The 21,668-nt window shown below is 61.1% G+C and carries 20 protein-coding genes; 5 read left to right on the top strand and 15 right to left on the bottom strand.

The annotated features are described in order from the left end of the window. Nucleotides 1-25 precede the first annotated feature (25 nt). Both ACO07N_RS28270 and ACO07N_RS28275 read right to left on the bottom strand, forming a co-directional pair. On the bottom strand, nucleotides 26-1,813 hold the full coding sequence (locus ACO07N_RS28270; protein ID WP_421984194.1) for a sodium:solute symporter family protein: 1,788 nt from the start codon (nucleotides 1,811-1,813) through the stop codon (nucleotides 26-28). Between the two features lie 11 nt (nucleotides 1,814-1,824). Continuing rightward, on the bottom strand, nucleotides 1,825-2,085 hold the full coding sequence (locus ACO07N_RS28275; RefSeq protein WP_420333343.1) for a DUF4212 domain-containing protein: 261 nt from the start codon (nucleotides 2,083-2,085) through the stop codon (nucleotides 1,825-1,827). Nucleotides 2,086-3,243: 1,158 nt separating this feature from the next. On the opposite strand from ACO07N_RS28275, the gene ACO07N_RS28280 reads away from it, so the two are divergent. Both ACO07N_RS28280 and ACO07N_RS28285 read left to right on the top strand, forming a co-directional pair. Beyond that, the gene (locus ACO07N_RS28280) at nucleotides 3,244-3,789 is read left to right on the top strand and encodes a TlpA family protein disulfide reductase (protein ID WP_421984195.1); all 546 of its coding nucleotides are present in this window, start codon (nucleotides 3,244-3,246) and stop codon (nucleotides 3,787-3,789) included. A gap of 228 nt (nucleotides 3,790-4,017) precedes the next feature. Next, the gene (locus tag ACO07N_RS28285; RefSeq protein ID WP_421984196.1) at nucleotides 4,018-4,677 is read left to right on the top strand and encodes a VPLPA-CTERM sorting domain-containing protein; all 660 of its coding nucleotides are present in this window, start codon (nucleotides 4,018-4,020) and stop codon (nucleotides 4,675-4,677) included. 73 nt (nucleotides 4,678-4,750) lie between these two features. Here the strand turns inward: ACO07N_RS28285 and ACO07N_RS28290 are convergent, their stop codons facing one another. Genes ACO07N_RS28290 through ACO07N_RS28305 form a run of 4 tightly spaced genes read right to left on the bottom strand, consistent with a single transcriptional unit; the run spans nucleotide 4,751 to nucleotide 10,749 of the window. Beyond that, entirely contained in the window at nucleotides 4,751-7,036 is a 2,286-nt protein-coding gene (locus ACO07N_RS28290; protein WP_421984197.1) for a glycosyltransferase, read from the bottom strand. A gap of 14 nt (nucleotides 7,037-7,050) precedes the next feature. After that, nucleotides 7,051-7,512, bottom strand: a complete 462-nt coding sequence (locus tag ACO07N_RS28295) for a hypothetical protein (RefSeq protein WP_421984198.1) — start codon at nucleotides 7,510-7,512, stop codon at nucleotides 7,051-7,053. 18 nt (nucleotides 7,513-7,530) lie between these two features. Beyond that, entirely contained in the window at nucleotides 7,531-10,446 is a 2,916-nt protein-coding gene (locus ACO07N_RS28300) for a caspase family protein (protein WP_421984199.1), read from the bottom strand. Nucleotides 10,447-10,455: 9 nt separating this feature from the next. Beyond that, a complete protein-coding gene (locus tag ACO07N_RS28305) occupies nucleotides 10,456-10,749 on the bottom strand; it encodes a hypothetical protein (RefSeq protein WP_421984200.1) in 294 nt (97 codons plus the stop codon). A gap of 151 nt (nucleotides 10,750-10,900) precedes the next feature. Here ACO07N_RS28305 and ACO07N_RS28310 point away from each other — a divergent pair, with 151 nt between their 5' ends. The 3 genes from ACO07N_RS28310 to ACO07N_RS28320 are packed head-to-tail and all read left to right on the top strand — an operon-like array spanning nucleotide 10,901 to nucleotide 13,336. Continuing rightward, on the top strand, nucleotides 10,901-11,974 hold the full coding sequence (locus tag ACO07N_RS28310) for a glycosyltransferase family 4 protein (protein ID WP_421984201.1): 1,074 nt from the start codon (nucleotides 10,901-10,903) through the stop codon (nucleotides 11,972-11,974). Beyond that, nucleotides 11,971-12,405: a hypothetical protein gene (locus ACO07N_RS28315; protein WP_421984202.1), complete on the top strand. Its 435-nt coding sequence runs from the start codon at nucleotides 11,971-11,973 to the stop codon at nucleotides 12,403-12,405. Before ACO07N_RS28310 ends, ACO07N_RS28315 begins: the two co-directional genes overlap by 4 nt. A gap of 4 nt (nucleotides 12,406-12,409) precedes the next feature. Beyond that, nucleotides 12,410-13,336 (top strand): hypothetical protein, encoded by a 927-nt coding sequence (locus ACO07N_RS28320; RefSeq protein ID WP_421984203.1) that lies wholly within the window; start codon nucleotides 12,410-12,412, stop codon nucleotides 13,334-13,336. A gap of 322 nt (nucleotides 13,337-13,658) precedes the next feature. Here the strand turns inward: ACO07N_RS28320 and ACO07N_RS28325 are convergent, their stop codons facing one another. From ACO07N_RS28325 to ACO07N_RS28365, 9 genes are all read right to left on the bottom strand, one after another. Further along, nucleotides 13,659-14,078 (bottom strand): universal stress protein, encoded by a 420-nt coding sequence (locus ACO07N_RS28325; RefSeq protein WP_421984204.1) that lies wholly within the window; start codon nucleotides 14,076-14,078, stop codon nucleotides 13,659-13,661. Between the two features lie 72 nt (nucleotides 14,079-14,150). Then, nucleotides 14,151-15,158: an Ldh family oxidoreductase gene (locus ACO07N_RS28330; protein ID WP_421984205.1), complete on the bottom strand. Its 1,008-nt coding sequence runs from the start codon at nucleotides 15,156-15,158 to the stop codon at nucleotides 14,151-14,153. Nucleotides 15,159-15,212: 54 nt separating this feature from the next. Beyond that, complete coding sequence (locus ACO07N_RS28335) at nucleotides 15,213-16,394, bottom strand: UxaA family hydrolase (RefSeq protein WP_421984206.1); 1,182 nt, start codon at nucleotides 16,392-16,394, stop codon at nucleotides 15,213-15,215. A gap of 12 nt (nucleotides 16,395-16,406) precedes the next feature. Further along, nucleotides 16,407-16,697, bottom strand: a complete 291-nt coding sequence (locus tag ACO07N_RS28340; protein WP_421984207.1) for a UxaA family hydrolase — start codon at nucleotides 16,695-16,697, stop codon at nucleotides 16,407-16,409. Nucleotides 16,698-16,707: 10 nt separating this feature from the next. Then, nucleotides 16,708-17,703 (bottom strand): zinc-dependent alcohol dehydrogenase, encoded by a 996-nt coding sequence (locus ACO07N_RS28345; RefSeq protein WP_421984208.1) that lies wholly within the window; start codon nucleotides 17,701-17,703, stop codon nucleotides 16,708-16,710. Further along, on the bottom strand, nucleotides 17,700-18,452 hold the full coding sequence (locus ACO07N_RS28350; protein ID WP_421984209.1) for an SDR family NAD(P)-dependent oxidoreductase: 753 nt from the start codon (nucleotides 18,450-18,452) through the stop codon (nucleotides 17,700-17,702). The genes ACO07N_RS28345 and ACO07N_RS28350 overlap by 4 nt, the downstream gene beginning before the upstream one ends. A 4-nt stretch (nucleotides 18,453-18,456) precedes the next feature. Then, on the bottom strand, nucleotides 18,457-19,770 hold the full coding sequence (hisD, locus tag ACO07N_RS28355) for a histidinol dehydrogenase (protein WP_421984210.1): 1,314 nt from the start codon (nucleotides 19,768-19,770) through the stop codon (nucleotides 18,457-18,459). Between the two features lie 7 nt (nucleotides 19,771-19,777). Then, complete coding sequence (locus tag ACO07N_RS28360) at nucleotides 19,778-21,109, bottom strand: TRAP transporter large permease (protein WP_421984211.1); 1,332 nt, start codon at nucleotides 21,107-21,109, stop codon at nucleotides 19,778-19,780. Between the two features lie 11 nt (nucleotides 21,110-21,120). Next, entirely contained in the window at nucleotides 21,121-21,636 is a 516-nt protein-coding gene (locus tag ACO07N_RS28365) for a TRAP transporter small permease (protein ID WP_319383235.1), read from the bottom strand. Between the last annotated feature and the right edge of the window lie 32 nt (nucleotides 21,637-21,668).

Raw genomic sequence — 21,668 nt, forward strand, 5'->3', positions numbered from 1 at the left:
GGAAACCAGCCGCCCGCCGCATGGATCAGTGGTCCTGCGCGACGCCGGCACCACGTGGGATGCGGACGCTCTCGACCAGTTCCTTGATCGCCTGCGGCGTTTCCTTGCTCATGCCGGAGACGACATAGGCGACCAGGAAGTTCACCGCCGCACCGATTGCCCCGAAGGACGTCGACTTGATCGGGCCAAGCAGCGGATCCGCATCCGTGAAGGTGTTGGTGCCCGGGATGAAGAACCAGCCCTTGTGCAGGAAGATGTAGACCAGCGTCACGATCAGGCCTGCCAGCATGCCGGCAACGGCACCGGTGTTGTTGATGCGGGTCGAGAAGATCCCCATCATCAGCGCCGGGAAGATCGACGCTGCCGCCAGTCCGAAGGCGAGTGCCACGGTTTGTGCGGCAAATCCCGGTGGATTCAGACCCAGATAGGTTGCCACTACAATGGCGACCGCCATCGCAATCCTCGCCGACAGGAGCTCGCCCTTCTCCGAGATCTGTGGATTGAAGGCACCCTTGATCAGGTCATGACTGACCGCTGAAGATATGGCCAGCAACAATCCGGCAGCCGTTGACAGCGCCGCGGCAAGACCGCCTGCTGCCACCAGGCCGATGACCCAGCTCGGCAGGTTCGCAATCTCCGGATTTGCAAGAACGAGAATGTCGCGATTGAACTTCGTCAGCTCGTTGCCTTCCCAGCCTTTCTCGGCGGCCAGGGTCTGCATCTCGGCATTCTTGTCGTTGTAGTACTGGATCTTGCCGTCGCCGTTCTTGTCTTCCCAGTCGAGAAGACCCGTCTTCTGCCAGGTATCCATCCAGTCATATTTCGGATCTTCGGCAATGGTCTCGACAGCTACAGCACCGCCGTTGATCCCGCCGTTCGGCCACATCATTTCCGTGATGTTGAGGCGCGCCATGGCACCGACGGCCGGAGCGGTCAGGTAGAGCATCGCGATGAACACCAGCGTCCAGCCCGCCGACCAGCGTGCATCGGAAACCTTCGGAACGGTGAAGAACCGCATGATCACGTGCGGCAGACCGGCCGTGCCGATCATCAGCGACAGCGTGAACAGAACCATGTTCAGCGTATTGGAATGATGCGCGGTGTAGGAGTTGAACCCGAGTTCCGTCACCACCTGGTCCAGCTTCGTCAGCAGCGGAACGCCGCTGGCAACGTCATTTCCGAACAGGCCGAGACCCGGTATCGGGTTGCCCGTCAGCTGAAGCGAAATGAAGATCGCAGGGATGGTGTAGGCCGTGATCAGAACCACATATTGCGCGACTTGCGTATAGGTCACGCCCTTCATGCCGCCAAAGACGGCATAGGCGAAGACGACGCAGGCGCCGATCAGGAGACCGGTCGTGTTGTCGACCTCGAGGAAGCGCCCGAAGGCGACACCGACGCCGGTCATCTGACCGATCACGTAGGTCGTCGAGGCCACGATCAGGCAGACAACGGCCACGATCCGGGCGGTCTGGCTGTAAAACCGGTCACCGATGAACTCCGAAACGGTGAACTTGCCGAACTTGCGCAGGTAAGGCGCAAGCAGCAGCGCCAGCAGCACGTAACCGCCGGTCCAGCCCATCAGGAAGGAGCTGTTGTCATAGCCGGTGAAGGCGATCAGGCCCGCCATGGAGATGAACGAGGCCGCCGACATCCAGTCAGCCGCGGTCGCCATGCCATTGGTGACCGGGTGCACCCCGCGTCCGGCGGCGTAGAATTCCGAGGTCGAGCCCGCGCGGGCCCAGATCGCGATGCCGATGTAGAGCGCGAAGGAGCCGCCCACAAACAGCAGGTTGATAGTAAACTGATCCATTTGTCAGGCCCCTATTCTTCGTCGACACCGTGTTCGCGATCGACCTTGTTCATCCAGAACGCGTAAAAGAAAATGATCGCGAGAAAGACAAGGATTGAGCCTTGCTGGGCGAACCAGAAGCCCAGATCCGTCCCGCCGACGGAAATCCCGCTCAAGAGAGGGCGCAGCAGAATGCCGAACCCGAAAGAGACCAGCGCCCATATGACGAGGCTGATCGATATGATCCGCATGTTCGCGGACCAGTATCCGTTGTTGGATGAGTTTTCGGACATGGCGTCTCCTCCACTTCGTCCTGCTGCAAGCCGGGCCCGGTGATGCCAGCGGCACCCTGCTTCTCCTTCGATTTGTCTCGACTTCCGACAGAAATTCCCGCATCGCACAAAACGAAAGCGGAACCTGAGCATGAGGCGGGGAAAATTCTTGATCCGTTTGCAGCAGGGATTGGCCGAGGGCTAAACAAACCGAACACTCACCAAATCCTGACAAGACAAACCAGAAACTATACTCAAATGTTTCTTCGAAGTTCTGCAAAACCTGCCTCACAAGGCTTCGCACTCCAGAAACAACTTTGATGAGCAAGACTGAATCGATCAGAATTGAGATCAGGACACTAGCAGCGCTTTCTTGCGTTACAACACTACTTAGGAATTACGCGACTTAGGTATAATCATACGTATGAACACTATTGTTCTGACGAATTAATACTTAGGTCTAAATGCTTAAAACCGCAGAATTCTCCCGTTTTGAGAGAATGGCAAAGACGCCGCACGTTGCGTTGAACCGGAGTGCTTGCCGAAAACGGCGTGTTCGCCGGCACCATGAGGTCGCGCATTCAACCAATTGATAATGCACTGCAGCAAAACCGCTCTGCCACGTCATGGTGGTGGCATGTTAGTGATGACTTCAACATCAACGATACGGCTCGAATTGCACAGTATCGATCACTGCTGTCCGGTTTAATCCGGTAGGGGCCTATTGAGGCGCTCCCCGGTCAATGAACTTGTCATTCCGGCTGAAGCGCAGCGGAAGGCCGGAAACCAGTAGCCGCTTGTTTCTCCTTCTTCATCTAACTTTTGGTCATAGGGGATACTGGTTCCCGGTCTTGCCGCATTTGCGGCAAACCGGGACGACAAACACGGGAAAATTACCGTGTCCTGATTTGCCACCGATCAGAGTCGTGCTGCTTCCTTAAAGGCATGAATTAAAATGTATTTTCTAAACCGGATAGCAGTGGGTATGGATAGGCCATGACCGGCGGTCGTCATGCCGGTGTCCGGGTGCTCCGCATGGCTTGCCTTGCAACGGCACACACTTTTTTGATCACATCAGCAGTCGACTGCCGGACCGAACCTGAATATCTCAAACGAGGTGCTATGAAATGCTGGAGAATACCTGCCGGCTGGACGTCGCACGCAACCAGAGTTTCTTTCATGCGTTCATCGCTCACGACTTTCCTGATACTCATTGGCAGCTTCGTCATCGTCGCGAATGTCTATCCGCTGCTCTTCAGCAGCGACCTGCCCGCGGGCCGCTTCACCCTGCTGGAGACGCCGAGACAGGTTCCCGAAACCGCTTTTTTCGATGGTGCGGGCAAACCTGTGTTCCTGAAGGACTTCGAAGGGGCATATCTGGTCGTCAATGTCTGGGCCACATGGTGTGAACCCTGCCGGGAGGAAATGCCCGCGCTCGATCAACTCACGCGCAATCTCGGCAATCGCAACATTCGTGTGCTGCCGATTTCCATCGACACGACCGGGGCTGGAAACATCGAGAGCTTCTACCGTCTCCACAAATTGACGGACCTGCCCGTCTACCTCGACCCGTCGCAGAACACGATGCGGACGCTCAATGTCTTCGGAATACCGACAACGGTCCTGATCGACCCGGACGGACGCGAGATCGGACGCATGGTCGGACCTGCGCAATGGGACAGCGACGAGAGTCTTGAGCAACTGTCCGAGATTTTGGGATCCTAGCGCCGACGCACGGACGAACATTCCAACCTGTTATGCACTAGCAACGCGCGCCCGTCAGTGAGGCGGTTCAGGACCTGAAATCTCTCTTGAGTTGCATGAAGGTTGCAGAAATAGAGTGCCGCAGAATACAGACATCATTTGTTGACTGACCTAGGGATATGCGGTAAGTGACATAGTTAAAATTTACATAAGATTTGTGTTTAGATATAGCAATTAGAGGGGAACCCCATGATACGAAGTGCAATCGCAGGAGCGGCGCTCCTAATTGTCGGCGTTTCGGTTGCATCCGCTGCGACCGTGGTTGAAAAGTACAACGTAATGAGCTACGCGCCGAACCAGCACAGCCTTTACATGAACGGTCAGAGTTACCACTTCCAGTCTGGTGCGATGTTCACAAGGTACAGCGACGATACCGGAACGCTGATGGGAACCGCCACGAACAACCTTGGTGACGGTTACGACGTAAAACTGAGCTTTGCCAATTTCAGAAACTGGACACAACAACAGGCGGCAGGCCTCGGCGCAAAGGGCGCTGGTCTTGGCGACAAGACAACCTGGACATTCATGGACCTCGTGGACGTGTCCACGCTGACTGGCGTTGGAACGTTCACAAGCATGTATGAGCTTCTCATGAAGCCGCAGAACGGCCCTTACACGTTCCAATACGGTGTCGGTGCGAACGATAAGCAGCAGAATGTACTCGGACTGTCAGGTTGGTTCTTCACCAAGGGACCCAGCGGCGGTCCGGGGGCTCCGTGCGGCAGCAGCTCGGTTTGCGATTTCAATCTCAAGCTCACCGCTGTACCGCTGCCCGCTGGCATCGCTCTTCTTCCCATTGGGCTCGCGGTCCTCGCCGGAGCGCGGATGCGCAGGCGCAAGGCGGCCTGACAGAGGCCTCGTTGCTGCATGACATCATGAACAAGACCGGGCCAATCGGCCCGGTTTTTTTTTCAATCTAGCGTCAGGACGAGCTGTGTTCGTGCGGCCCGTCTGCAATACGCGTCTCGACGGTCGCAGAAACTGAACCACTCGGTTCCGGCCCTTCAAGCTCGGAAGCTCCCCGCACCACCACGGTCTCGCACAGGCTGGCGATCGCCTCGGCCGCCGCAACCGCACCGTTTGCCGCAAGGTGTTGCCCGATGCCTGCATGCGCCGAACGCATTTTCCCGCGGTGTTCCGGATCAAGCATCCGGTCGAGCGCGCGCTTCAGGTCGAAGTCGGCTCTGTGCCGCACCATCTCGCCGAGCTCCCGGGCCACGGCAAAACGCGCCCGGAGTATCTGCCTGTCCTGCTGCGCATGCTCGTTGGGCACCCAGACGGTCGGAAGCCCTTCCGCCATATGTTCGGTGAACGTGTTGTAGCCGGCGGCGGCAACGGCAAAGTCGAATGCGCTCAAAAACTTGCCGAACGGATAGCCCGTGAGCCGCTGGACACCCGCCGGAAGGTCGGATGTCTCACCCGCGATGCGCCATTCGGCAACAGCCGTCCCGACGTCCGCACGCCCGTGGAGATGGGCAAGCGTCCGCGCCGTCATGCGACCGGTATCCGTATTGTTGCCCGAGCCCAGCGCAACAAGGACGTTCAAGCGCCCCGGATCCAGACCAAGCTGTGCGCAAGCGGCCTGCCGGTCCAGAAGCTGGTTCCCGTCCAGAAGCCTCACGGGCGGCACCGGCAGCGCCTCATGCCTGTAGTCCACCGTTGGGCCGTCATCGCGTGCCCATGCCAGTTCACCCGGTTCCACGACGAGATCGAATGCCGTGCCGCGTTCCAGGGCGTCCAGATCCCGGTTCGGCCCCCAGAAGGCGCGCCGGACCCAGACCCGCGCCACATCGGGGCAGCTCTCCATCGCCCTCATGAGCCCCAGGAACGGAACGTTGCCGTCGAAGACCAGGGCGCTTGGGCGATAGAAGTCCAGAGCTGCGGTCAAGGCATCCGAAAGCGCCACGTCCCAATGTTCCTTGCGCGCGCCGTAAGCCGAATGATACGGCAGATGCTCACCCGCATATCCATATGCATGGACAATATCGACGGCCTTGGAGTGGCTTACGAAAACCGGCGTGAGGCGGGAAGGCAGGCGCTGCGCGATCGCGAGCTGGCGCGTCAGGTGCCCCAGACCGATCCCGTTGGTCGAATAGAAAAGCACCCGCCTTGGGCGCGCTGCGTGAACGGCCGGCGCATAAGGATTGTCGCGTGGTTTGCCGATAAGCTTCCGTATTCTGGAAACTGCGGCCTGCGGCAGGAACAGCTTCTCGACCAGTTCCTTTCCGCTGGCCCGCAAGTCGGCGCCGAGAGACGGGTTTTCGTGAAATTCCAGCGCGCGCTGGGCGATCTCGGAAGGACGTCCGTAGATCGCTGTTCCGGCAAACACGGATCTGTATTCGGGCTCGAGAAAGGGAACGACACCGCTGCGCAGCGCATAAAGAACGTCCACCGGACACGGGTCATCCGCCGCTTGACCGTCATGGGCAAGGATATCGACCTTGCCGAGAAACTCGCAAAACCCGACTTGATCGTCCGGCCAGATTTCAACGGGTGCCGGCTGCGGCCAGGGTGGCCGCTCGGCCTGCGGGGGCGCAAGAAGCCGCCATTGAACATTGGCGGCGCGGAACGCGCGTGCCCCTGCCTCTACGGAAAGCATCCAGGGTCCGGACCGCGCACGCGCAAAGTGGCCCATTCCAACTGTGGGCCGGGCACGCTCGACCCCTTCACTGCGTACAACACCCGTTGGCGGCACGGTCGGCAGCCAGTCGACACCGGTTGTCGGCCAATGCGGCACACAGGAGGACAAGGCATCCCTGCAAATCCGTGACGTGGGGTCCCAGACCACCGGTCCGCCCAGCACTTCCCCGGCGTGTTCGGCGACGCGCTCCAGTTCTCCTTGTGTCTTCGACGCGAAATCGGCCGGCCGCTCGAGCGTCACGATACGCTGGTCTGCCGTGATCGAACACACGTTGCCGGACGGCAATGCAAACAGCCGGGCATCGAGCCCGAGCGCAAGTGCGCATTCGGCGTGCACGCCGGGTGCGAGCCGCTTTACGCGGCCGTCAGCCAACAGCCTGCGCCACGTAGGTTCGATCGAGTAGGGATCCGCCTTGATCGCGGCAGGCGCGACCGGAAGCACACCGACCCGGTATCCGGCATCGGCCAGTCCCTCGATCATCGTCGCATGGCAAGGTGCAGCGACATCCCCGATACGGATATCGGCCAGAACACATATATCAAGCCGCAGGGCGGAAGACCGTGACAATTACAACTGTCCGGTCAAGCAGCACGGCATGTCAGGCCCGACCTGAACGAGGCCTGTCCGCGTGGCCCGAACTTGATGCCGGTCAGCGACGTGTTTCCGCCGCGGCCGCGCGTTTTGATCGTCACGATATAGATGCCGTCGCGCCCCGAACTCCTCAAAACCCCGTCTGATCCGGGCGACAGTTGCAGGTAGGCATCAAGCGTGACGGTTTGCGTCTGTCCGTCCGCGGTTCTGCGCCTGGAAGGAATGGGCGCGAAACTGTTCGAGCTTCTCCTGCACTCGACCGCCGAGGTTATCCGGCCGCTGTAGCGCAGGATGCGCGTTCCGTCCGATGTCCGGGTAACCTGCCGGAATCCCTGCTTTTTCAGACGGGCGACTTCCTCTTCGATGGAAACGTCGGGACGGTTGACCGAGGAACTGACACAGCCTGTCAGGAACACCGTCAGGACGATTAGAGCTGCAATGCTTTTGACCATTGGAATCCCGCCTGTCTCTCAATCCATTCGTGTCAGTCTCGACAGTACATCGAGGGTGATTTCATCACCGGGCGGTGTCAGCCCGCGTGACGTGAAGGCTTCATTCACGGCCCGGCGCGTTGCCGGTCCCAGTTGCCCGTCGGCCGGCCCGGACAGTACACCGAGTTCCGACAGGATCGATTGTGCCGCGGCGACAAATTCTTCCCGGCCATAGGAAGACGTGTTCTTGGCAACCGTCTCGGCCAGATTGGCATTGTCACTCAGTCCCAGTGCCGTAGCATACCAGATCAGCGCGGCCTGCCTGTCTTTTGGAACGCCGCGTCCGGTTTCCGACAGCCGCGCCAGATCAAGCGCCGCCCAGGGAACACCGCCCTCGGCGGCGACCCGGTACCAGCGGGCAGCTTCGGCGAAGTCGGGTTCAGCTCCGTCCGCTGATGCCCACGCGCGTCCGGCGTCACGCGCTGCCCAGGGGTTCTTTTCCGCTTCTGCAGCGAACAGTTCGCGGGCGCGCGGCACGTCCTTGTCAACGCCACGCCCTTCAAAAAGGAGACGCGCCAGACCGCGTTCCGCCCCGAAAACACCTTCCGTCATCGCCCGTTCAAAGAGCACCGCAGCCCGTTCCGGGTCGTCGAACAGCGGATGTTTGGACGCATACACCCGGCCAAGCCGGAAATAGGCCTCTGCGTCGTCCTCACGCGCGGCCCGGGTGAACAGCCGCACGGCTGCCTCCACGTCCTTGTCGAGCCCTTGCCCGTTTTCGTACATGATCCCGAGCCGCGTGAGCGCATTCGGCACGCCCCGTCCCGCAGCCGTTTCGAACCAGAAACGCGCCTGTTCGAAATCCTTCGGAATACCATCTCCGATCTGGTACATCCGCGCCAGGCGCGTCTGTGCGGTCAACTCGCCGCTTTTCGCGGCGGCCGTGTACCAGGTGACTGCCTCGTTAGGGTCTTTCTCGACGCCGATCCCCTTCTGGTAGAACTCGGCAATATTGGTCATCGCCCAGTCATTCCCGAGATCCGCACCTTCCCGGTAGAATTCCAGGGCCTGAGCGTAGTCCTGCGGAACGCCGACACCGGCACGGTGGACATAGGCGAGCGCGGTATATGCGGCCGTTTCGCCGCGGTCCGCCGCTTCCTCGAAGAGTTCCTTCGCCCGCGGATAGTCCCGCGGCACTGCCTGGGCGTCGAGATACATCTGGCCGAGATACACCATGGCGGAAGCATAACCGGCATCAACGGCCTTCTGCTGCCACTCGATCGCTTTTTCATAGTCGCCTGCCGAACGATAGGCACGTGCAAGCTGCGCCCAGAACCGCTCGACGTCGGGATAGTTCGCAACGGCGATTTCACACACCTCGATGGCGGCATCGAAATTGCGGTCGATGATGAACTGCCGCGTTCCTGCTGTGACGCGCTGGCTGTCATAGGGATTGCCGGCCAGAATATCGCACGCGTCCACGTAGACATCGAGCTGTGCCTCGATCGGAGCAGTGTTGCCCTCCTCTCCCAGGGCAAGACTGCGGAACGCGTCGCGGCCACCATTGGAACCGACCTGGGGGGTGTAAGCCAGCTCGTCCGTGTCGGAAAGCCAGTGGACCGTGCCGCCATGCAGCGCTTTTCCGGAGCTCTCGGTGACGACGCCGAGGCGGGAGGCGCTTTCGACATAGACCCAGCCATTTTCACCGGCCTTGGTGTCGAGCCGTTTCTCGCCAACGCCGATCGGCACGTTCAGGCGTGCACTGTCCAGCGCCGAAATGATGTCGTTGCGGCCATTGTCTCCGGAAATCCCCGCCCGGACGGGAGCGGCGTCCGGGAGCGCCGTGTCGGAAACCAGAATACTGTCGGGATCGCCGCCCAGTTGCCTGAGCTGCTCTTTCGCGTCTTCAACGAAGGCTCCCCGCGGCATCGTCCGGATATAGGAGGTGAAGGCTTCCGCCCGCTCACTGTCCCGGATGGAACGCCAGAACGTCCGGTCGATGATACGGCGCGGCGGCAGCCCGCCCAGCGTGTCGGAGGCGATGGACATGCCGGTCGTCGCTGCGCGCAGATCGTCAACGAGCGGGATGAAATAGAAGCGGCTTTCGAGCGTGCTCGTCGTCCAGGTGATCTGTTCCCCGGCCGTGTTTTCGCGCACGCTGCCGCGAATTCGCCGGAAAAGATCGATGATCTCGAGCCCCGGCTCGCTGATGTTGTCGGCAATCGCCTGGGTATAGGGGCTGTGCCGGCCCTCGCCGTCATAGGCAACCGACCCGGGCGCCGTCGCGAAGCTGATCACGGTTTCCGTGTCGCCTGCCGTCATTTCCGCAAGCCCGCCGCGGCTGGATTGCGACAGCTGTTCCAGGCCCCGTGAGACCTCTTCGCGCGAGGCTCCGAGACTGATCGCACGCGATGCGATCGTCTCCGATTCCGCATCCGTGATCTCGCCAAAGGGGTTGTTGCGGCAGGCATCCAGCAGCACGATGTTCAGCTTGGCGCCGGAGTTGGACATGATGTCCACGAAAAGCTGCGCATCGATCGACTGCTCGATCAGTTCTTCAACGGACCTCGGTGCGACGGAGACAGGCAAAAGGTAGTTGCGGCCACCGATCTGAACGCCATGTCCGGCATAGTAGAACAGCGCCTCGCTGCCTTCCCGGAGGCGGCTGCGGAACGTTGCAAGATCGGCGAGCATTTTCTCGCGGTCGCCATCGAGCGTCTCAATGACTTCGAAACCGGCTTCCCAGAGTTTTTCGGCCACCAGCTCCGCATCGTTGACCGGGTTGGGGAGCGGCGCAACCGACTGGTAAGCCGAATTGCCGATGACAAGAGCGACGCGGGACGTCGACCCGGCAAGAGCATCAGTCGTCTGCGCCCTGGCAGGCGCAAGAAAAACCACCGCAGCAATCGCAATGGCTCCGGTTGACTTGAACAAAACCCGAATTGGCCAACGCATGTTTTTTTCTCAATAGAGGCCTGGCGACGGAGCCTGACGCGCTCCGGTAGAAGCGGATGCGTTCCGGTTGAAAATCGACATGATTTCGTCTCTCGACAAACCGGGGTTCTCCCGCATCAGGCGAAATTCCACCAGCGCCAGAAATGCCGCATTGGCCTGTGGTCCGTCGGGATTTGCGCGCAAATAGGCACGAGCGGCAGCCGGCGAGTCGAACTGAGCGGAATTCTGCGCCGCGGCGCTGCTCAGCGGAATGCCGAGAACGCTCAGCAAGGCCAGGACTTTTCCGAGAACCCAACGTGGCATGGCTGCCTTCACCCGAATTTTTGACATTAAAAAAAATATGCAAAAGATTAGAAGCGACCCCGGATAAGGTGTCAAGTCAAACACTGACGAGTTTGACATCGCCCTATGGTCACCGACCCGGCCGCCCTTGCCGCCCAGAACAGCAACCGTGATGACTGCCCGACACCTAACCTCACAGCGGATAACGTTTTTTCCCGACTACAGGGGGACCAACCCCTACCAGACGCTGCTCTATGAAAGTCTGGAACCGGCTTTCCGCGCAGAGCCGGGATCAATCGCGGACGCACTGAGCCTGCAGGCCGAGGCGCCGGACAGGCCGCATCTGTTCCATTTGCATTGGGAACATGCCGTGCTCATGGGGGCTGGTGCGCCGAAATCCGTTGAAGACTTCCTGGACGGCTTAAGCCGGTTCCGCGGAGCTGGCGGCAAGGTGGTCTGGACACTTCACAACCTGGCCCCTCACGACGCGGAAAAAAATGCCGCAAATGAAGACCTCCAGGCCGGTCTGTGCGCGCTTTCCGACATACTCCACGTCCACTCGCTCCACGCGCTCACGGCAGCGCGGGCAGTGATGCCATTGCCCGAGGCAAGGGTCCGCGTCATTCCCCATCACAACTACGAAGGCGCTTACCCGGTCTATCCGCGCGGTTCTGCGCGCGACGATCTGGGACTGTCAGGCGCGCGCAGGATTGTCCTGTCGCCCGGACGCATCGCCCCGTACAAGCAGCCGGTGGAGCTTGCCGAAGCCTTCCTCGCGACCGCCGGCCCGGACGACCGTCTGATCTTTGCGGGCGAACTGGCAAGCAACTACGATCTCGATTTGCCAGCTGATGACCGCCTGGTGCTGAAGGAAGGGTTCGCAAGCCAGGCGGATGTCGGCAAACTGCACGCGGCCGCCGACTTTGTCGTGCTGCCCTACCGGGCGTCGCTGACGTCCGGTTCGGCCATTCTGGCGGCAACCCACGCACGCGCAGTTCTCGGACCGGACACGCCAGGGCTTCGGGACGTCATTGACCCTCCGACGTCCGGCCTGATCTACGAAGACGGCGATCTTGCCCACGCCTTGAAAGGCGCTCTGGAAGAAGATCCGGCGTCCTGGGAAAACCGTGGACGGGCCGCAGCGGCGTCTGCGGCGGCCCGAAACGGGAAAATGCTGGCGGCGACGTGGCAGGATGTGCTGACATCGCTTACCACATCACCAGTGAGCAGGCTTGGAGCCGGATGAAGGATATCTCTTTTCAGATAAGCTGGGGCGGCAAGGGTGAAACCCGGAAGCTGGACGCAGGCGAGGCCGCCTGGCCGTTCAACAGCGACAGTCCCGTCATCGACGGCATCGTGCGACCGGACAGGGCGTTGTCGATCATGCTTGTGAACCTGTGCGGTCTCGAGTGGGAAGACATCGAACCGCTGTTGCCCGCGGCCACCAGGGGCGCGAAAGACCAGGGCATGCTGCCGGTCATCATCGTGGATCTGACCGACATGGTGCCACTTCAAAAGGCCGGCCTTGCCTATGATTGCCTTCCCAATGTCACCGCAGGTTCCCTGCAACAGCCCGATCTCGATTGGCGCGCCTATTTCGTCAGGCGCAAGCACCTCCTGATCGAAAAGTGGCGGCCGGAAGCCATCGTTCATCTCGGCAACGACCAGGACTGGTGACACAGTGCTCGATCTGTCGACATGCGATGCGGTTTTCCTGAGCATTGACGAGCCGAACGCCGATGTGCACTACGCGCGCGTTCTGGAAATCCTGCCGCACGCCCAGCGCGTGCACGGCGTCATGGGCTTCGACGCGGCGCACCGGCAAGCGGGTGAGATAAGCCGGAGCGATCACGTCATCACCATAGATGCCGACAACTTCCTGATCGACGATCTCTTCTTCTCCGGAACATTTGATGTGTCGCCGAGGGATCGGGGCGCCGTCTTTTCCTTCAGCGCAAGAAACGTGTTGAACGCCCTGGAATACGGCAATGGCGGCGTGAAGATCTGGCCCCGCGAAACACTGGTGACACTGCGGTCACACGAAAACGCCCGGCGCCGGGAAGCCGCCGTCGACTTCTGCTGGACGACGCCTTACTTCCAGGCCAACCGGGTCCTGTCAGAGGTTCACATGACGGCAACCCCGTTCCAGGCGTTCCGGGGCGGTTTTCGCGAGGGGGTGAAATTCAATCTCGCCGACGGTGTGCTTGCCTACGAGGCCTGGCCCGACCTTCCGAAGAGCGAAGCCCTGTTGCAGCATATCGGTGCGGCCAACCATGAGCGGCTCAGGGTGTGGTGCAGTGTCGGCCTCGATACGCCCAACGGGGACTGGGCCATCCTCGGAGCGCGTCTTGGCTGTGTCATGACGGCACTTGAAGACTTCGATCATGTTCACGTTGCCGACTACACCTGGATCGAGACCTTCTGGCAAAACGAGATCCTGCCGAAGTGGCAGGACCCGGACGTCAGGCGCGAAGGCACGGTCGAACTGGGCAATCGGCTGAAGGAGAATCTGAAGCTGGAGATTGCAGATCTCGATGCGGCTGCGTCCCGCTTCATCAAGTCGACATATCGCCTGCAGCGCGCCTTCGGGATGACGATGACTGTCTGACGGCATGCCGCAACGCGGGTATGGCCTAGAGCATTTTCCGACCAATTTGAATCATTTGATGCGGATATCCGGTTCACTCGGCCAGGCGGGTCACGAAGCGCGATGCGGTGCATCGTGCAAGTGGCACAACGCAGCCGATGGGCTGGATATCCTCACCCTTTGTGGAACGCATTCAAGCGACAAACATCAAGATTGGCCGGGCCCTTTTCCGCTCTGGCGTCGTTGGTTCACCCTTGTGGTGGGCAACACCACGGCGGGCGAACCGTCTCGCCAGCGCGAAAAAGGGCCTCGGTCAAATGATCCAAATTGGTCGGAAAATGCTCTAGCCGTCGCCGTCTCTGACAACGAACACCGAGCATCCCGCTCTCCGGACGACCCGCGACGCGGTGGACCCCAGAAAGTAATCCTGGGCAGACGGATGATGGGAGCCGACCAGGATGAGATCCACGCTCTCGCTGTCGGCATATGCCGCGATCTGCACGCCCGGTTTTCCGGTGACGACCTTGCAGTTGATCCGTGCGTCCGAACCGGCTGCCGCCTTGAGCCGGTCCGCCACTTTCTGGGTCAGATGGTTGTCGATCTTGAGGTCGACAAATTCGGACACGAAGCCTGGAATATTCTCCAGCACGGTCAGCAGCGTGATCTTGCCATCTTCGGCCAGAAGGTGTCGCGCGATTTCAAGTTTCCGGTCGACCAGCGTTTCATGATCGAGCGCGACCGGAATGAGGATGTGTTTGTACATGCGAGTATCGTGCCTCCGTTTTCCTCTTTTGGCCGGATCAATCCGACGGGTATCCGGCGGATCTGTTCCCGGTCAGGCTCCGCCTTCAGCCAGCTTCCGCAACGCGTCGATATAGCGGACAGGGACGTCGATCCCGTTTTCTGCCGCCGCGCGGATCGCGGACGACCGCCGGCTGCCCGGCAGGCGCGCGCCCTCCAGCGTTTCAATTGCGCTGAGCAACTCCTCGAGGCGGCCCGTGAAATGGCTGTCCTGCGGTTTCATGGCAATCAGGAACTGGCCGACACCCGGGGACGGGCCGTCGGCCTTGAAGAAGGACGTCGCCTGTGAACTGAACGACGCGCCGGTCATCACCGACGCCAGGATCTCCACCATGAGGGCGAGAGCCGTTCCTTTCGCCTCGCCGATGGGCAGCATCGTTCCGCCCAGCGCCTTCTCCGCATCGGTCGTCGGTTTGCCGTCCGCGTCCAGGGCCCAGCCTTCCGGGATCGGCTTGCCGGCCTTGTGCGCGCTCATCACCTTGCCGCGCGCGACCCGGGACAGGGACAGATCCATCACAAGCGGATCGCGACCGGCACGAGGTGCCGCGAACGCGATCGGGTTGGTGCCGAACACGGCTTGCTTGGCTCCGAAAGGCGCCATTGCAGCCGGGGTGTTGGCCACCATGATGGCGACAAGGCCTTCACGCGCGAGCTTTTCGACCTGTACCGACAGGGCACCGCAGTGGTGTGAACGCGTGACACCCATGGTGACGCATCCGGTGGACGGCGCCAGCTCTATGCCTTTGTCGATAATCTGCTCCAGTGCGGGATAGGCAAAGCCGAAACCGGCATCCGCCAGAAGACTGCCCGTTCCTAGTTGGTTTATCTCGACTACCGCATTCGCCCTGATCTTGCCGGTTCGAACTTGCGCCGCGTAGTCTTCGACGCGGGAGAAACCGTGCCCTACCTGTCCTTCCGCTTCGGCAGCGACCAGCGCTTTTGCAACGCATAGGGCGACGTCATCCGAGACGCCGACACCGGCAAAGGCCGATTGTATCAGGCTGGTCGCCTCGTCAAGACTAAGTCGATTGCTCGGTTCCACGCGCATTCCTTTCCGTTGCAGGCGGCCGGATTCCCGGCCGCCTACTGACTGCAATTAGGCGCTGCGGTAGAGCTTGGTCATGGAGAATTCTCTGTGACCCAGCGCTTCAGCGGCCGTGTTCCGGCCGTTGGCCGTGCGGCGGATCATGTCGATCAGCTCATCGCCAGCCTCATCGATCGTCATCTCACGCCGCAGAATGCCGGAAACATCCACGTCGACATGTTCGCTCATGGTCCGCACGGTGCGCGGGTTGGCGGTGATCTTGATGACGGGTACGATCGGATTGCCGACCACGTTGCCCTGCCCGGTCGGGAAGGTGTGGATCACCGCCCCCCCGGCCGCCATCAGCGTCACGCATTCCGCTGCTGCGGAAGAGGAATCCATGAAATAGAGGCCTTTGCCGGACTTCGGTGCTTCCGCGGGCTCCAGGATATCGATGTACTGCGACGTGCGGCCGATCTTCTCCAGATTGCCGAGCGCCTTTTCCTCGATCGTGGTCAGGCCACCCTCGATATTGCCCTTTGTCGGCTGGCTGTCGGACAGGTCATCGGTCTGGTGCGCGAAAATCACGTCATCCTGATACGCCTTCCACATCTTGTACCAGCGCTCGCCAACCTCTTCATTGATCGCGCGTTTCTGGCAAATGTGCTCGGCGCCGGTGATTTCGGAGGTTTCGCCGAAGAACCCGGTGATGCCTTCCGGCAGCAGCTTGTCATACATGTTGCCGACGGTCGGACAGGATCCGAGACCCGTGGTGGTGTCGCTTTCGCCGCATTTCGTGGAGACCCAGATATCGGAGATCGAGCACTCCTCGCGCTGCAGCTCGGTCGACCAGTGCACGAATTCCTTCGCTTTCCAGGACGCCGCGCGGATGGTTTCGAAATCGCCGTTCTGCTCGATCGAAAACTCGGCAACCGGTTTGCCCGTTTCCCTGATCCCGTCTGCGATCCGTTTGGTCCAGCCGGGTTCGATGCCGATCACGACGACGGCGGCGACATTCGGGTTCGCGCCGGTGCCGATCATGGTTCTGAAGTGCAGCTCAAGATCCTCGCCGAATTGCAGGCGGCCATAGGCATGCGGGATCGCAAGCGTCCCCTTCACGTTGTTGGCAACCGCTTCACAGGCCGCGTTCGAGATATCGTCGACCGGAAGAATGACGACGTGGTTGCGGACACCGACCCTGCCGTTTTCGCGCCGGAACGCTTTCACCGTGATGTTTGAGTATTTGGAAGACATGGACACGGCTCCTTACCAGCGCTTGGTTTTGCAGTTATGCGTATGGACGTGGCCGCCCTTGGGAATGTCGGCAATGATCTTGCCGATATCCTCGCCGTATTTGATGGCCGTATCGCCGTCGTTCAGATCCTTGAGGGCAATCTTGTGTCCGATCGGCACGTCCGCACCCGCGGTCAGCCTGAACGTGGAATTGTCGTGCGTGACACAGCACAGCATGTCCGTACCGGCGGTCAGGCCCTCCACGACGACCACACCGACATTGTCGGCATGCTCATGGACGAGAAGGTGGGGAATTTCAGACATGAATGTCTCCTTAAGCGTCTGGTGTCAGTAATATCTTCGGAACCGCGACATGTCCGGCGCGCAGATCGGTGAAGGCGCGGAGGCCTTCCGAGAGCGGCCGGCTTTCAACCCAGTCGAGTGCGCCGAGCCGGCCGTCGAACATGGCTGCTGCGGTGTCGCGGAAGTCTTGTGCGGTATAGGTGTACGTGCCGATGAACTGAATTTCCTGAAGCGTGATCCGTCTTATGTCAAGCCCGCCTTCGGCGGAACCCAGGCCGATATGGGCGATGACGCCGCCGGGCTTGACGCAGGCTGACGCAGAGGCACGTGTGGCAGGATATCCAACCCCGTCCACCACGATGTCGTAGAGCCCGCTCGCCTCCGCCTCGTCCGGGCTCAAGACATCCACGCCACAGGTCGTCGTCAGAAACCGCGCGCGTTCCGCGTTCGGCTCCACCAGTTTCACATTCTCGATGCCCTGCGCCTTGAGACAGAGCGCGGCGCCCAGCCCGATGGCCCCGCCACCGATCGCCAGTGCATGTGCGTTTTGCGGATCACCGGCAAGCGCCTTTATTGCCAGCCGGACCGCGTGCCAGCCGCAGGCAATCGGTTCGGCAAGCGCGGCCTGCGCGTCCGTGACATGATCCGGCACGGTCACGAGATTGCTTTCCGGCATCGCGAGGTAATCGGCGAAGCCGCCTTCGCGCGGCGGCATCGAAATGATCTGGCGGTCGGCGCACAGGTTGTCCCGGCCTGCCAGGCACGCCTCGCAGACGCCGCAGCTCACCAGCGGGTTCACGGTGACGCGGCGCCCGGTCTGGGGGCCGGACACCACCGTACCCGCGACTTCGTGGCCGAGGATGAGTGGTGCGGGCCGGCGCTCGTCATGCCCGAGAAAGGCATGCATGTCCGAACCGCAGATGCCGGTATGGGCCACCCGGATCAGCACCTCACCGTCCGAGGGAGCCGGATCGGCAACCTCCATATAGGCCTGGTTCTCCGGCCCCGTGTAGACTAGCGCTTTCATTTTGCCGTGAAACCTCCATCGACCATCAACACCTGGCCGGTCACATAAGCAGAGGCGTCGGAACAAAGAAACAGCAACGGCCCGTCCATGTCCTCCAGCGCGCCATTGCGGCCGATGCAGGTCTGCGCCGCGTTGCGTTTCGCCCGTTCATCGTCGCCGAAGACAGCCGCCGTCAGTTCCGTCGGGAAGAACCCCGGACCGATGGCATTGGCGTTGATCCCGTCCTTCGACCACGCCTCGGCCATGGCCCGCGTGAGCTGGCCGATGCCTCCCTTCGACGCGCCGTAGGCAATGCCGCCGGGAAAGGCGCGCGTCGTTTGCAGGGACGCAAACGTCACGATCCGGCCCCAGCGCTTTTCGCGCATGGCCGGCACGAAGGCCTGGCTCAGGAAAAACGGCACCGTCAGATTGAGCGACAACGTTATGTCCCAGCCCTCGGGTGTGACCTCGTCGGCCGTCTCACGCGTGTTTATGCCGGCAGCATGCACCAGGATCTGCGGCGGTCCGAATGGACCGGCAATGTTTGCGGCCAGCTTTGCAAGGCCGTCGCGGTCGGAAAGATCCGCCGTGACCGCTGCCGTCTGTCCGCCGGCTTCCCGTCTCCAGTCCTCCAGATCCGCCGACCGTCTCGCGACCCCCACCACGGACGCTCCGGCCCGCGCGAGCGCGGTCGCTGCGCGCCGGCCGAGACCGGAGCTTGCACCGGTGACACAGGCCACCTTGCCGGAGACGTCAAACAGGTTCGACATGAGGTCAGGCTCCTGGATCCGCAGTCAGGTCGAATGTTTCCTGCGGGAAGTACTTCTTGAGCCGGATGTCGGCCGTGCGGGCGTGGCCCTCCATGCCTTCAAGACGGGAAATCCGCGCCGTTGCCTCCGCAATCGGCTTGGCGCCGTCACGGGTGGCGCGCTGCCACGTCACGATCTTCATGTATTTGTGGACCGAAAGCCCGCCGGTGTAGCTGGCCGCTCCGGAGGTTGGCAGCACATGGTTCGTGCCCGACGCCTTGTCCCCGAAGGCAACGGTCGTTTCCTCGCCGAGGAAAAGCGAGCCGTAGCAGGACAGCCGGTCGAGCCACCAGTCGAGATCCTCGGCCTGAACCGTCAGGTGTTCGGGCGCATAGGCATCGGACGTAGCCGCCATTTCCTCGCGCGTGTCGCAGAGGATGACTTCCGCGTAATCCCGCCAGGCGGCCGTTGCGTTGTCCCGGTTCACTTCGGGGAGATCGTCGATGAGCTTCGGCACCAGCGCCATGACCTCTTCCGCCAGGGACCGCGTGTCGGTCACCAGCCAGACGGGCGAGTTGTAGCCATGCTCCGCCTGCCCGACGAGATCCGCGGCCACCACCATTGCATCGGCGCTGCCGTCAGCCAGGATCAGGCTGTCGGTCGGCCCGGCGATCATGTCGATGCCGACACGGCCGAACAAAATTCTCTTGGCTTCTGCAACGAACTGGTTGCCCGGCCCGACCAGAATGTTCGCCTTGGGCAGACCGAACAGGCCGAATGTCATGGCGGCAACGCCCTGGACCCCGCCCATGGCGAGGATCTTGTCCGCGCCGCACACCTTGGCCGCATGGATGATGGCCGGGTTGATGCCGATACCTGGCCGCGGCGGCGAACAGGCGATGATGTTCTTGCAGCCGGCAACCTTGGCCGTCGTCACCGTCATGATCGCACTGGCGATGTGACTGTAACGGCCACCGGGAATGTAGCAGCCCGCCGTTTCGACGGGGATGCTCTTCTGGCCGGCAATCAGGCCCGGGATCACTTCGACCTCGATATCCTGGCAGGTCTCCTTCTGGGCCTCCGCGAACCGCTTCACGTTGGCATGGGCGAACTCGATGTCCCGCTTCAGTTTTTCCGGAACCCTCGCCGCCGCTTCGGCGATCGCGGCATCGTCCAGGAGAATGTCGCCTTCATACTTGTCGAACCTAGCCGCGTAATCGAGCGCCGCTGCATCTCCGCCGGCCTCGATCGTATCCAGGATTTCCTGCACGATCTTGGTGGTTTCGGAGGCGTCGGTCTTCGACGTGAGGACCGCTTTTTTCAGATACTCTACAGTCATGGTGAACCTACTTGTAAATGTCAGGTAGCAGCGTGGTGGAGAGCGCCGGCACATAGGCGATCAACAGCGTCACGATCAGCATGAAGAAGACGAACGGAACTGCTTTGGCAGCAATCTTCAGGATCGACTCGCCGGTCAGGCCCGAGACCACGAACAGGTTCAGTCCGAGCGGCGGTGTGATGAAGCCCACACCCAGTGCAGTGATCATCATGATACAGAACTGGATTTCGTTCATGCCGATATTATCGGCAAGCGGCTTCAGGATCGGCGCCAGGATCACGATATTCGGCGTGGTCTCCATGACGCAGCCCGCCGCAATCAGGATCAGGATCATCAACAGGATCAGCAGCGCCGGTTCATTGGTCAGCGACGTGACCGCGTAAACGAACCCTTGCGGGACCCCGAGAATGGCGAGCGCCTGGGCGAGCGGCAGGGAAAAGGCGATGATCGGAACGATGACGCCGTTCACCTTGGCCGAGCTGACCAGCATGGCCGGAAAGTCCGACAGCTTCAACGTGCCCAGCAGGAACCCCATGCCGATCGTGATCATGACCGCGACGGCACCCGCCTCGGTCGGTGTCAGGCGGCCGGAAAAGATGCCGTAGAAGATCACGCCAGGAACGATGAACGCATACCAGCCGGACTTGAGCGCCTTGCCGAGATTCGCAGCCCATTCGCCGAAGGTCATCAACCCGCCGCCCTCATAGGCATAGATGCGGTTCATGACGATGTTGGTCACGAGGATGGAGACGAGAATGGCAATGCCGGGGATCAGCGCGGCGAGGAAAAGCGTCGATGCCGAAATTCCAAGCACGAGACCGATGATGATATAGGCAATCGACGGCGGGATCAGGATGCCGGTACACGCACCGGCCGCAACCAGGGCACAGGCATAGGGACGCGGATAGCCGCTTTCCACCAGCCGTTCGATGGTCATCCGGCCGACGGCTGCCGCACCGGCGGCATCGGAACCGGAGATCGCCGAGAACATGCCGCACACCAGAACGGTCGCAGACCCGAAACCGCCCTTTGCCCAGCAGGTCAGCGCTTCTGCGACATCGAGGAATTTGCGGCTGAGGCCGGTGCGCACGAGCACGTCACCGGTCAGGATGAACAGCGGCACGGCGGTCAGCGCGAAATGGTCGATCCCGTGAAACAGGCTTTCACCGACCAGCGACAGCGGCAGCGCACCGGAGATCATGAGCATTGCGATGGCGGCCGCGCCAATCGCGGCCCAGACCGGTACGGCGAGCGCGACCAGGATAACGAAGATCAGAACCGGGCCGTAAAAATCCCATCCCAGTTCGACGGTCTGTTGCTGAAGTTGATTCCAAAGCATGGCTGTCTCCTTCAGTCGAACAGTTTGTCGCCTTCGTAGACGGGACGTCCGTCACGAAAGTCTTTGATGTCGCGCAGGAGGGACTGGGCCAGGCGGAACAGGACCAGGGCGAAGCCGAAGGGAACGGCGGACAGGAACCAGACCTGGGAAATCCGCAGGCCATGGGTTACCGAACCGAACTTGGCGGAGACGAGAACCGTCTCGAGAGACCAGTAGAAGGCGATGACGGCAACGAAGGCCATGACGAGATCGCCGAATATGTAGAGCACCGCTTTCACCCGCGGACTGACATATTGCATGATCACGTCGATGCGGATGTGCCCGCGCTCCTTGACCGCGGCTGCGGCACCGATCCAGGCGAGGTAGATGAACGAATACCGGACGATTTCCTCACCCCAGATGGACGAGTAGGCAAAGACCTCACGCCGGACCACTTCAATGAACATGGTCAGCACAAGCATCACGTAGAAGACCAGCAGGAGCCAGCGCTCGCCGTTCCGGTCCAGGGCTTGAAGTACATTCGACATGGGGCACTCCTCTGCCGTTCCCATCAGAAAGG

Origin of the sequence: Roseibium sp., assembly GCF_965229775.1 — a bacterium.
Classification (GTDB): domain Bacteria; phylum Pseudomonadota; class Alphaproteobacteria; order Rhizobiales; family Stappiaceae; genus Roseibium.